The sequence below is a fragment of the Tessaracoccus bendigoensis DSM 12906 genome, assembly GCF_900141915.1.
GTDB classification, from domain to species: Bacteria; Actinomycetota; Actinomycetes; order Propionibacteriales; family Propionibacteriaceae; genus Arachnia; species Arachnia bendigoensis.
This window is the reverse complement of the sequence record NZ_FQZG01000009.1, coordinates 76,721-88,112: the sequence shown is the minus strand read 5'-3', so window position 1 is coordinate 88,112 and position 11,392 is coordinate 76,721. Positions and strand designations below refer to the sequence as shown.

Here is an 11,392-nt window from a genome sequence, read left to right as displayed (position 1 = left end):
CGGCAGAAACTAGTCAGATCAGGGCACGTGAAGGTAGCGTCGGACACGTCGAGGTCTTCCAGATGGGGAGCGTGAGAACTTCCATCTTCGGAGGGCCTCGACCCCTTCAGCCAGCCGCCACGCCGCAACCCCGAACAGCGCTACCTACACCCTCGATTGTGAAGAGCCTCTTTGCTCGAACCAGGCGCGGATGTCTTCATCCGGTTCAACGAGGCTCTGTCAATCTTGCGCAAGGTGATTGCCGTCGAGACCGGGCAGGAGCACTCGCTGGCACTGCCGGAGAGCAAGCGCTTCGAAAGGCTGGTCAGCTCCCGTAAGCCCTTTGGATTTGAGACCACGTTCAAGGGCAGAGCGTCAAAGGCGCCTGGCGACGTGCTCATCTACCAGAACGGTGGGACTGGGTATGTGGACCGAGCATCGATCCCTTCGGGCGCTCACCTCATCGATGGCTGGAAGGTTTACGTTGGCCGCGCCGCGCCCGGCACGGGAAATAAGGACACCTATCCCCATCGGATCATCAGCACTCCCTTCCTTGGCGAGAGCGGGAGCATCTCCTCCGAGACGTACCTCTGCATCGGAACCTTCGATACACGAGGAGAGGCGGAGAGCGCGCTGTCGTACCTCCGCTGCCGTCTGACGCGCTTTCTCATCCTCCTTCACAAGCCCTCGCAAGACACCACGCGGAAGGTCTATGCCTTCGTTCCGACCCAGGATTGGACGCGAGACTGGAACGATCATGATCTTTACGAGAAGTACGGACTCTCGGAAGACGAGATCGACTTCGTCGAGCGGATCGTTCGCCCGATGGAGGCGGACGAGTGAAGCGGGAGATTGACGAACTCCTCCCCAAGAAGCCCGAGGCGCGACTGCGAATCTACGCATGGTCGCCGAACGATCCACCAGTCGGCTACGCGGGGCTTCTCAAGGTGGGCCAGACGACGAAGGCGGATGTGAACGCGCGCATCCGCGAGTCTCAGGGGCAGATGCAGCAGGCATACACGCTGCACGTTGATGAGCTCGCCGAACGAGGCGACGGGACGGTGTTTCGCGACTCAGATGTGCGCCAACGGCTGATCGACAAGGGCTTCGAGAACCCGATCTTCGGCTCAGCGCGAGAGTGGATGTGGTGCACCCCAGACGATGTGCGCACGGCGATCACTGAGCTTCGCACAGGCGTGAAGCTCAGTGGAACCCATCATGAGAAGTTTCCGATGCGCCCGGAGCAAGCCAGCGCCGTGGACAAGGCCGAGGGCTACTACAAGTCCATCTGGGCCGAGGACTCTCACGCGGTGCCACGGTTCCTGTGGAACGCCAAGATGCGCTTCGGGAAGACCTTCGCCTCCTACCAACTCGCGAAGCGGCTCGGCGCCAAACGCATCCTCGTGGTCACCTTCAAGCCCGCAGTGGAGGACGCCTGGCAGACCGACCTGGAGTCTCACGCCGACTTCGACGGCTGGCAGTACCTCTCCTCGGCCACCGGGGGCAGCCCAGATGAGGCGGACAAGACTCGGCCACTGGTCTACTTCGGATCGTTCCAGGACCTGCTCGGGCGAGATCGGAAGACCGGCCTCATCAAGGCGAAGAACGAGTGGGTCCACACCACCAACTGGGACCTCGTCATCTTCGATGAATACCACTTCGGTGCGTGGCGAGAGTCCGCCAAGGAGCTGTTCGAGGGCGAGGACGAGAAAGTCAAGCAGAAGGAACTGGCCGCGGAGTACAACGACGGCCTCGTGGCCTTCGACGAGGAGCTTGACGAACTCGGCAACGACGAGGACGACTTCCTGCCGATCACCACCCGCGCCTACCTGTACCTGTCGGGCACGCCATTCAAGGCGCTGGCAACCGGTGAGTTCATCGAGGAGCAAATCTTCAACTGGACCTACACCGATGAGCAGCGCGCCAAGGCCGAGTACGCCGTCGCGCAACCGGACGCCTGGAACCCGTACGGGTCGCTCCCGGAGATGCGTCTGTTCACGTACCAGATGCCTGACGAGTTGATTGCCGTTGCGAATCAGGGAGAGTTCGACGAGTTCGACCTCAACGAGTTCTTCGAGGCAAAGGGCATCGGTAAGGACGCCGAGTTCACCCACAAGACCGACGTGCAGAAGTGGCTCGATCTCGTCCGCGGCGCTCACCTTCCCACCCAGGTCGACGCGATGCGGATGGGCACCCGCCCGCCATTCCCGTACTCCGATGTCCGACTCCTGCCGTACCTTCAGCACTCGTTCTGGTTCCTGCCCAACGTTGCTGCCTGCGAGGCAATGTCGAACCTGCTCGCGGAGAAGCAGAACGTGTTCTGGCACGACTACAAGGTCCTCGTCGTCGCGGGTCCCGGCGCGGGCATCGGGCTGGATGCTCTCCCGCCAGTGCGGGCGGCGATCGGCGACGGCCACGACACCAAGACGATCACCCTGTCGTGCGGCAAGCTCACCACGGGCGTCACCGTCAAGCAGTGGTCCTCGATCCTGATGTTGCGCAACCTCAACTCACCCGAGACCTACTTTCAGGCAGCGTTCCGCGTACAGTCACCGTGGTCGATCAAGAATCCCGACGGAGACAACCCGAGCGCCGAAGCAGTCCTCAAGCCTGTGTGCTTCGTGTTCGACTTCGCGCCCACTCGCGCGCTGCGTCAGATCGCCGACTACGGCGCCGGTCTCTCGCCGGAGACGCCGAACCCTGAGCAAGCCGTCGAGGAGCTCGTGAAGTTCCTGCCCGTGTTGGCGTACGACGGGTCGAATATGACCCAGGTCGATGCCGGCGGCATCCTCGACATCGCCATGTCGGGCACCTCCGCGACCCTCCTGGCCCGCAAGTGGGAGTCCGCAATCCTCGTCAACGTCGACAACGACACCCTGCGCAAGATCATGAACAACCCCGACGCCCTCAACGCCGTCATGAACATCGAAGGCTTCCGCGCGCTCGGCAGCGACATTTTCGAGACCGTCGTGAACAAGAGCGACGCCGTGAAGAAGGCGAAGAAGGAGAAGGGCGACGACATTACTCCGGCGGAGAAGAAGGAGTTGACGGAGGAGGAGAAGGAGTACAAGTCCAAGCGGACGCAGATTCAGGAGAAGCTGGTCAAGTTCGCCACCCGCGTCCCTGCGTTCATGTACCTGACCGACTTCCGTGAGAACACTCTTACCGACGTCATCACCAAGCTCGAACCCGGCTTGTTCCGCACCGTCACCGGACTGACCGTCGAGGACTTCCACCTCCTCGTGAATCTCGGCGTCTTTAACCTCGATCGTTCATGGCGGAGTGAGGGACGCGTGCGGTAGATAGGCCGGAGTGCCTTCTGACTACGGGATACTTGGACTTGCGACTGTTCAAGACCCCTGAAGCGGAAGGCACTCCGTAGGTGAAGCGTACTTCGTGGTCCACCGGTATGTCCGTGACCGGCGATGGTGGCGCGGTCATCGCCCACGCCGGCAGCATCGGGCTCAGGATGCTGGCCGAGAACACCGGCCTGACCGGAGCCCTCTCGACGGCGATGGCCCGGCGTTCGTTCATCCCCTCGATCCATGACCGCGGCCAGGTACTGACCGATGTCGCGGTGATGCTCGCCGACGGCGGTGAGGCGATCTCCGACATCAACGTGCTGCGCCACCAGACGCAGATCTTGGGGCCGGTCGCCTCTGCTCCGACGGTGTGGCGGGCGTTGGACGAGGTCACCGACGCCAGACGCAGGAAGATCCAGACAGCCCGGTCCCGTGTCCGGCGCCACGTCTGGTCACAACTGACAGCCGCTGGCGGTGTCCCGGCCTCTCGGGTCGCCGGCACCGATCTGGGTGAGACGGTCGTGTTGGATGTCGATGCCACGATCGTGGTGGCCCACTCGGAGAAGGAGTTGGCGTCGCCGACGTTTAAGAAGACGTTCGGGTATCACCCGATCGGCGTGTGGTGCGACAACACCGGGGAGTTCCTCGCCGCCGCGCTGCGGACCGGCCGGGCGGGATCGAACACCGCCGTGGATCACATTCAGGTCCTGGGCGAGGCGATCGCCCAGATCCCGATGCCGTATCGCCGCAACCTGTTGATCCGCTGCGACGGGGCCGGCGCCTCGCACCAGTTGCTGGACTGGCTCACTGCGCAAGGCCAAGTCAGAGGCCGCAGCCTGCACTACAGCGTCGGGTTCACGATCGGCGAGAAGATGCGTGCCGCGATCACCGAACTTCCCGCGGGCTTGTGGTCCCCGGCGCTGAAGGCTGATGGTGAGGTCCGAGACGGCGGGGAGGTCGCTGAGGTCACCGGACTGCTGGACTTGACCAGTTGGCCGGCCGGGATGCGGGTGATCCTGCGCCGCGAACGCCCGCATCCGGGGGCTCAGTTGTCGCTCTTCGAAGCCCACGACGGGTGGCGGTATCAAGCGTTCGCCACCAACACCACCAGCGGCACCCTGCAGTTCCTCGAGACCCGTCACCGGGCCCATGCCCGGGTCGAGGACCGGATCCGACACGCCAAAGACTCCGGCCTGGGCCGGTTCCCGTCCCGCGAGTTCAGCATCAACCAAACCTGGCTACTCCTGACCATGATCGCCGCTGACCTGGTCGCCTGGCTCAAGATGCTGGCTCTCGACGGCGACCTCGCCAAGGCTGAGCCGAAAGCGCTGCGCTATCGACTGCTGCACGTCCCGGCCCGACTCGTACACGGTGGCCGCCGGCGACGGCTACGTCTACCCAAGACCTGGCCGTGGGTTGAGCACCTCGTGGCCGCGTTCGCCCGGATCGCCGCGATCCCACCACCGGCCTGACCCCAACCGCCCGCACCAAGCCGAAGGAACCTGGAGAACCGCCCACCGGCAGCGTCAGCCGGCCCACAGTCACGCCCTCACCCGGCCCAGTGTTCAGATCGGGCTCCGACAGCCCAGCTGGCAGCCCTCAACCCGCCTCATGAAAGAGGGAGGTTAACGCCACCCATATGAACCAGGCCGTCTTCGCCTTCCGCCGCTACGAGGACTCCTCCTTGTCCTACACCGGCATCGAGTCCCACAAGGGCCTGCGCCGCTACGGCCTCTACGACACCGTCGTCGCCGTCAACGACGAGACCGCAGTCTGACCACCCGTCAGCCCGAATCGAGAGAGCCGCATGTACTTCTAGACCCCGTGCAGCATCGAGGAGATGCTCACCGCCATCCGCAAGCGCGAGTATCTGATGCCAGCTATCCATCGTGAATTTGTCTGAGGCACGGATACCCCGTCGGCTCCTTCCTGCTCTGGAACTTCAAGCCCGACCGCGCAGTCGTACACGTTCTACGAGTTCCTGACGAACTACCGCGAGCGCGACAACCTTACGCGGACAAGACAACGGTTCCCTCCGGGCAGCAAGACCCTTCAGCCGATTGGTCAGAGGTACCGGCAGATCGACTCGGGTGTGCAGACCTCCGGCGGCGTCTGTGCTGCGTTCGCGCGTAGGTCGGCGACGCTGGTACGGAGCAGGCGGAGCTGCTCGAGCTGCTCGTCGATCTCGACCAGTCGCCGGTCGAGAAGGTCTCGAACATGACCGCACGGCGACCCGCCCGCGTCACGTACTTCGAGGATCTCGGCGGTTTGCGCGAGAGTGAGCCCTGCTGCGCGGGCCCGGTCGATGAATTCGAGCCGCTGCACCGCCTCGTCGCCGTAGTTGCGGTACCCAGCCGGGGTGCGCTCCGGCGGTTGGAGCAGCCCGCGCTCCTCGTAGTACCGCAGCGTGGACGCCCTCGTCTTCGCCTTCCCCGCGAGTTCCCCGATCCGCATCGTCACCTCGGCCACCGACTTGACCTTCAAGCATACTTTAAGGTCCATTCTTTCAGGAGTGGCCGCACGAGTGGCCGGTTCGAACTGGAGGAGGCATCGTGACATGGCACACGGAGGTTGATCTCGTGGTGATCGGGACGGGCGGGGCGGCGATGTCCGCAGCGATCCACGCGCGCCTCGAGGGGGCCAGCGTGGTCGCCATCGAATCGGGAACCCTCGGCGGTACCTGCGTGAACGTGGGTTGTGTGCCGTCCAAGACGCTTCTCGCGGCCGCGCACACCCGGCACTCCGCCCTCACGAACCGGTTCTCAGGCGTCCCCAGCTCTGCTGGGATGGTCGATCTCAGCGCGCTCATCGAGCAGAAGGATGATCTGGTTGGGATGCTCCGCCAGACCAAGTACGCCGACATCGCCGCTGCCTACGGGTTTGACATCCTCCCGGGCACTGCAACGTTCACAGACGCTGGAACCCTGCTCGTGGATGGACGACCGGTGCGCGCGAAGTCGTATCTCGTCGCCACCGGCGCCGAGCCGCACGTGCCGGCAATCCCTGGGCTTGAGCAGGTTGATTACCTCACGTCGACCACAGCGATGGAACTGACGGAACTGCCCGCGTCGCTCGTGGTGATCGGCGGTGGCTTCGTCGGCCTGGAACAGGCGCAGCTGTTCGCCCGGCTCGGAGTAGAGGTCACCGTCATCGGTCGGCTCGCCCCGCACGCCGAACCGGAACTGTCATCCGAGCTCCGCAAGGCCTTCCTGGCCGAGGGGATCAGCGTCATCGGCGACCGCGCAGCCACGATCACCCAGCACGAGGGCCTGGTCCAGGTGACGACCCGCAACGGGAAGGACGCGACCGGTGAACGTGTCCTCGTTGCCACCGGTCGCACCCCGCGCACCGAAGGGCTCAACCTTCCTGCTGCGGGTATCGCGACCGACGAGCGCGGCTTCGTCATCGTAGACGAGCAGCAGCGGACCACGAACCCGGCTGTGTTCGCCGCCGGTGACGTCACTGACGTGCCCCAGTACGTGTACGTCGCCGCGAGGACTGGGAAGATCGCCGCGCACAACGCCCTGGGTCACGACGAGCGAGTCGACTACACCGGGTTGCCGTCTGTGCTGTTCACCTCACCCCAACTGGCCTCCGCCGGGATCACCGAAGCCAGCGCCATCGCCGCCGGATACCGGTGCGCCTGCCGATTCCTACGACTTTCCGACGTGCCCAGGGCCATCGCCAACCACGACACACGCGGCGGCATCAAGGTCGTCGCCGACGCCGACACCGGCAAAGTCCTCGGTATCCACGCCCTCGCCGACACCGCTGGGGAGATGATGCTCGCCGCAACCTACGCCATCACCGCCGGATTCACCGTCACCCAACTCGCCGACACCTGGGCCCCCTACCTCACCATGGCCGAAGGCATCCGCCTCACCGCGAACCTCTTCCGCAACGAACTCCCCACCTCCTGCTGCGCCTGACACAAGAGCCGGGCCCAGCGATGTGGTGATCCAAGTGATATCCGCGACGCCTTCAACACCGGCACCGACCGCGTGATCGACGCCTACGCGGTCAGCGTGGGCTCAGTTGAGGCAGCGGCGCCGAGCACGTCGTCTGGGCCGCTCACACGCGCAGCGCACCGGGACACTCAGCCGCCAGGTAGCAACCACAGCACGCTGCCATCTACGCAGTCGGCTACGAGTTCAGAGGCCGAAGGCACCACCACTGACGAGGATGAAGATGCCCAGGCCGATGAGCACGATCGGGAACAGGATGTGTTCCCAGCGTTCCAGGAGTTCGGCGATCGGTCGGCGGGTGGCGACGAACTTGCCCAGGCCGACGAGGGCGGCGACCAGGGCGAGGAACACGATGCAGTACGCCACCACGGCCGCTGGGCCCACGCTGAGGAAGACCGGGACGTAGACGCCGATGTTGTCCCCGCCGTTGGCGAAGGTCACCCCGGCCACCGTCCACACCCCAACCTTCTTGCCCTCGACCTTTGCCTCATCGTCATCGTCGGCACCGCGGTTGCGCCAGGCTTGCCACGCAGCCCAAAGTCCCAACCCCAGCGGAATGAGTCCGAAGTAGGGGATGACCTCTGGCGGCAGGAACGCTCCCGCCCCGAGCGTCACCAGCACGGAAGCGCCCAGGATGCCAGCGAACCCGAGGTACTGTCCGACCAGGATTCGGGCGGTGGTCCCGCGCTGGCCCACGCCTCGGGCGAAGAACAGTGAGAGCACGATGATGTCATCGATGTTCGTGGCGATGAATAGGCCGATCGCCTGCAGGACGGAGGACAGGATCATGCGCCCACCGCCGCGTTACAGCCGCCTGGCGACCCAGCGGTTCCGGCAGCCGCGTGCCGTTGATACTCTGCGACCATCATTGTCCGTTCCTGGTGTGGTGTGGGCCTCGGAGGTAAAGCAGGACGCCCAGGGCGACGCCGAAACCGAGGATGACGTCGGCAAGGTTGCCGATGAACAGGTTGCCGTAGGCGAGGAAGTCGGTGACGTGACCGCGGCCAAACTCGGGAGGGGCGAACAGCCGGTCCAGCAGGTTGCCGACCGCGCCTCCCCACACCAGGCCGATCGCGACCGCCCACCCGACGGTGCGGGCGCGGGTTGCGGCGACGAGTAGAGCGACAGAGGCCGCCGCGGCGATGACGGTGAGCAGCCAGGTTGCGCCGGCTCCGAGGGACATCACGGTGCCGGGGTTGAACGCGAGCTGCAAGCCGAGCCAGTCTCCCAAGAGCGGAATACGGTCATCCTCGCTGAGCTGAGCGAGGGCGAGTGCCTTGCTGCCTTGATCGATCAGCACCGCGCCAGCGGCGACGGCGCACGCGAGCAGGAACCAGCGGAGCCGGACGCGCGCCGCCGCCGGGCCGGCAGAACTCGCTTCCACGGCATCCGCTTTTCCCGGGGAGGGAGCGGAGCCGTCAAGGGGATCGGTCATGCCTTCGTGCGCCGCGCCGCGCGGAGCCCGTTGAGGATGACGACGACTTCAGCGACCTCGTGTACAAGCACGACCGCGGCGAGCCCGAGGACTCCGGTAATCGCCAGCGGCAGCAGCACCACGATGATCGCGATCGACAACACGACGTTCTGGTTGATTATGTTGCGGCCGCGGCGGGCGTGGGCGAGGGCCTGTGGGATGAGGCGCAGGTCGTGGCCGGTGAACGCGACGTCGGCCGACTCGATCGCAGCATCGGCGCCCTTGGCTCCCATCGCGATCCCCACATCCGCGGCCGCCAGCGCGGGAGCGTCGTTGATGCCGTCCCCGATCATGGCAGTGGGCTGAGACTTCGACAACTCCGCGACGGCGGTGGCCTTGTCCTCGGGGCGCAGCTCGGCGCGCACGTCCATGATGCCGGCCTGGCCGGCCAGCGCTGCGGCGGTGCGGGCGTTGTCGCCGGTGAGCATCGTCACCCCGATCCCGCGGCGGTTCAGCGTGGCGATGACCTCGGGAACCTCTGGGCGCTGTTCGTCACGCACCCCGATCGCGCCAGCCGGCCGGTCGCCGCGGTGGACGATGACGACGGTCATCCCCTCGGATTCCATCACCTGCACCTGGTCGGCCAGCGTGCCGGCGTCCAGCCAGCGGGGGCTACCGACGGCGAGACGGGCACTACCGAGCGTGCCGGTGATGCCGCGCCCGGCGGTCTCGGTGACGTCGTGCGCGGTCGGGGCGTCGGGGACGGCCTTCGTGATCGCGGCGGCCAGCGGGTGCGTGCTGTGACCTTCCAGGCTCGCCGCCCACGCCAGCACCTCATTCTCGGTCGCGCCGGTGGTGACGACGCGGGTCACCGTGGGCTCGTTGCGGGTCAGCGTGCCGGTCTTGTCGACGGCGACGTGGCGGATGCCGCCGAACCGCTCGAACGCGGCCCCGGACTTCACGACCACACCGAACTTCGACGCCGCGCCGATCGCGGAAACAACGGTGACCGGGACGGCGATCGCCAGCGCGCACGGCGAGGCTGCGACCAGCACCACCAGAGCGCGGGTGATCCACAGCTCAGGGTCGCCGCTCAACAGCGACCCAAGCACGCCGACCAGCACGGCGAGGATCATCACGCCGGGCACCAGCGGGCGGGCGATCCGGTCGGCCAGGCGGGCACGGTCGCCCTTCTCGGCCTGCGCCTGCTCGACCAGCTCCACGATGGTGGTGAGCGAGTTGTCGGTGCCGGCGGCGGTGGCCTCGACCTCGAGCACGCCGGTGGTGTTGATCGACCCGGCCGAGACGTCGGTGCCCGGTTCGACCTCGACCGGGATCGATTCACCCGTGATCGCGGACGTGTCCAGGCTGCTCCGCCCGGCCCGCACGGTGCCGTCGGTGGCGATCCGTTCGCCCGGCCGGACCACCAGGACATCCCCGACGCGCAGCTCCTTCGCCTCGACCTCGGCGGTGGCGTCGCCGCGCTTGACGAGTGCGGTTTCGGGCACGAGCTTCAACAGCGCCCGCAACCCTGCGCGGGCGCGGTCCATCGCCTTGTCCTCCAGCGCCTCCGCGATGGAGTACAGGAATGCCAGCGCGGCGGCCTCCTCGACGTAGCCGAGGATCACCGCGCCGGTCGCGCTGATCGTCATCAGCAGCCCGATGCCGAGCTTGCCCTTGGTGAACAGCTTGCGCAGCGCGCCCGGCACGAACGTGTACGCGCCCAGCAGCAGGCCGATCCAGAACAGCACCAGGCCCGCGGTCTCCGCGCCGGTCCACTCGCACACCAGGCCGGCGGCGAACGCGACGCCGGAGGCGATCGGGATCAGAACGCTCGGGCTCCGATACCACGGCCGGTCATCGTCATCATCGTGGTCGTCGAGGTCGACATGCTCGACCTGCGAACCCGTGACCGCGCTCACGCCCGCACCTCCCCCGCCTGGCAACCCTCGACCCCGCAGTCCGGGTCCATGCACGGCACGCTCTCGTCAACCGCGAGCGTGACATCCACCAGCGCCGTCAGCGCGCGGGCCAGGTGCGGGTCTGCCACCTCGTAGCGGGTCTGTCGGCCCTCGGGCTCGGCCACCACGATCCCGCACCCGCGAAGGCATGTCAGATGGTTCGACACGTTCGAGCGCGACAACCCCAGCTCGCGGGACAGCACCGCCGGGTAGCTCGGCCCGGCCAGCAGGGTCAGCAGAATGCGGGAGCGGGTCGGGTCGGCCATAGCTCGGCCGAGCCGGTTCATCACGTCGAGTCGATCGGAAATAGTCAGCATACGATGACTATACATTGTACGACGTACAGTCGGCGCCAGGTGTCCTCATGAGCGGCGAGTCAGTTGACAGCTCCCTACCAGCGAGCGTGGCGAAGTGCTCGAAGATCCGTCGTGGAGAATATGTCCCGTTCCTCCGTGCCGGCGTCCCGCTCGATTAAGGTCGACGACTACTTGGCCGCCGCATGCCTGCTGCCGAACCTTCAGTTGCTGAGTGGGGCCGCCAACATCGAGAAGCAGGATGGACTGCCTGCGGAGTGGATGGACACCGCCTTCCCGAGCGAAGGACAAGCGAGCTACGTACCTTGCCGAGGACGACCTCGACGGCCTTCCGCTCGACTTGGCCGACTTCACCTCGTTCTTCGAGCAGCGCAAGCAGCGAGTCCGGGTCCGCCTGCTCGCCGCTCTGGGAACGACACCGGGAGCACCGGAGGACGCCGCTCTCTCGTAGCCCACG

At 66.0% G+C, this 11,392-nt stretch carries 11 protein-coding genes; 6 read left to right on the top strand and 5 right to left on the bottom strand.

Features of this window, described 5'->3' with window-relative positions:
• Positions 1 to 171: 171 nt before the first annotated feature.
• The 4 genes from BUC15_RS03470 to BUC15_RS19800 all read left to right on the top strand — a co-directional run bounded on the left by BUC15_RS03470 (position 172) and on the right by BUC15_RS19800 (position 5,058).
• On the top strand, positions 172 to 822 hold the full coding sequence (locus tag BUC15_RS03470) for a hypothetical protein (protein WP_217652097.1): 651 nt from the start codon (positions 172 to 174) through the stop codon (positions 820 to 822).
• A complete protein-coding gene (locus BUC15_RS03465) occupies positions 819 to 3,281 on the top strand; it encodes a DEAD/DEAH box helicase family protein (RefSeq protein ID WP_217652096.1) in 2,463 nt (820 codons plus the stop codon). The genes BUC15_RS03470 and BUC15_RS03465 overlap by 4 nt, the downstream gene beginning before the upstream one ends.
• Positions 3,282 to 3,388: 107 nt before the next feature.
• Positions 3,389 to 4,753: an IS1380 family transposase gene (locus BUC15_RS03460; protein WP_175558238.1), complete on the top strand. Its 1,365-nt coding sequence runs from the start codon at positions 3,389 to 3,391 to the stop codon at positions 4,751 to 4,753.
• Between the two features lie 167 nt (positions 4,754 to 4,920).
• A complete protein-coding gene (locus BUC15_RS19800) occupies positions 4,921 to 5,058 on the top strand; it encodes a hypothetical protein (protein ID WP_175558235.1) in 138 nt (45 codons plus the stop codon).
• Positions 5,059 to 5,345: 287 nt separating this feature from the next.
• Here BUC15_RS19800 and BUC15_RS03455 read toward each other — a convergent pair whose 3' ends face one another.
• Positions 5,346 to 5,783 carry a heavy metal-responsive transcriptional regulator gene (locus tag BUC15_RS03455; RefSeq protein ID WP_425443328.1) on the bottom strand — a complete coding sequence of 146 codons (438 nt, stop codon included), beginning with the start codon at positions 5,781 to 5,783 and terminating at the stop codon, positions 5,346 to 5,348.
• 50 nt (positions 5,784 to 5,833) lie between these two features.
• Between BUC15_RS03455 and merA the strand changes: the two genes are divergently transcribed.
• A complete protein-coding gene (gene merA / locus BUC15_RS03450) occupies positions 5,834 to 7,210 on the top strand; it encodes a mercury(II) reductase (protein WP_035757281.1) in 1,377 nt (458 codons plus the stop codon).
• A 222-nt stretch (positions 7,211 to 7,432) separates the two neighbouring features.
• On the opposite strand, the gene BUC15_RS03445 is transcribed toward merA, so the two are convergent.
• The 4 genes from BUC15_RS03445 to cmtR all read right to left on the bottom strand — a co-directional run bounded on the left by BUC15_RS03445 (position 7,433) and on the right by cmtR (position 10,938).
• A complete protein-coding gene (locus BUC15_RS03445; RefSeq protein WP_073186143.1) occupies positions 7,433 to 8,035 on the bottom strand; it encodes a cadmium resistance transporter in 603 nt (200 codons plus the stop codon).
• A gap of 76 nt (positions 8,036 to 8,111) precedes the next feature.
• On the bottom strand, positions 8,112 to 8,681 hold the full coding sequence (locus BUC15_RS03440; protein WP_077684801.1) for a signal peptidase II: 570 nt from the start codon (positions 8,679 to 8,681) through the stop codon (positions 8,112 to 8,114).
• A complete protein-coding gene (locus BUC15_RS03435) occupies positions 8,678 to 10,582 on the bottom strand; it encodes a heavy metal translocating P-type ATPase (protein WP_073186142.1) in 1,905 nt (634 codons plus the stop codon). Before BUC15_RS03435 ends, BUC15_RS03440 begins: the two co-directional genes overlap by 4 nt.
• Positions 10,579 to 10,938: a Cd(II)/Pb(II)-sensing metalloregulatory transcriptional regulator CmtR gene (gene cmtR / locus BUC15_RS03430; protein WP_026926287.1), complete on the bottom strand. Its 360-nt coding sequence runs from the start codon at positions 10,936 to 10,938 to the stop codon at positions 10,579 to 10,581. The genes BUC15_RS03435 and cmtR overlap by 4 nt, the downstream gene beginning before the upstream one ends.
• A 238-nt stretch (positions 10,939 to 11,176) precedes the next feature.
• Here cmtR and BUC15_RS03425 point away from each other — a divergent pair, with 238 nt between their 5' ends.
• Complete coding sequence (locus BUC15_RS03425) at positions 11,177 to 11,386, top strand: hypothetical protein (protein WP_073186141.1); 210 nt, start codon at positions 11,177 to 11,179, stop codon at positions 11,384 to 11,386.
• Positions 11,387 to 11,392: the final 6 nt, after the last annotated feature.

What these genes read in the sequence shown, in the direction of transcription:
- BUC15_RS19800 (WP_175558235.1), top strand. Translation starts at nt 4,921, where the DNA reads ATGAACCAGGCCGTCTTCGCCTTCCGCCGCTACGAGGACTCCTCCTTG.
- BUC15_RS03440 (WP_077684801.1), bottom strand. Translation starts at nt 8,681, where the DNA reads ATGACCGATCCCCTTGACGGCTCCGCTCCCTCCCCGGGAAAAGCGGAT.
- BUC15_RS03445 (WP_073186143.1), bottom strand. Translation starts at nt 8,035, where the DNA reads ATGATCCTGTCCTCCGTCCTGCAGGCGATCGGCCTATTCATCGCCACG.
- cmtR (WP_026926287.1), bottom strand. Translation starts at nt 10,938, where the DNA reads ATGCTGACTATTTCCGATCGACTCGACGTGATGAACCGGCTCGGCCGA.
- BUC15_RS03455 (WP_425443328.1), bottom strand. Translation starts at nt 5,783, where the DNA reads ATGGACCTTAAAGTATGCTTGAAGGTCAAGTCGGTGGCCGAGGTGACG.
- BUC15_RS03425 (WP_073186141.1), top strand. Translation starts at nt 11,177, where the DNA reads ATGGACTGCCTGCGGAGTGGATGGACACCGCCTTCCCGAGCGAAGGAC.
- BUC15_RS03460 (WP_175558238.1), top strand. Translation starts at nt 3,389, where the DNA reads ATGTCCGTGACCGGCGATGGTGGCGCGGTCATCGCCCACGCCGGCAGC.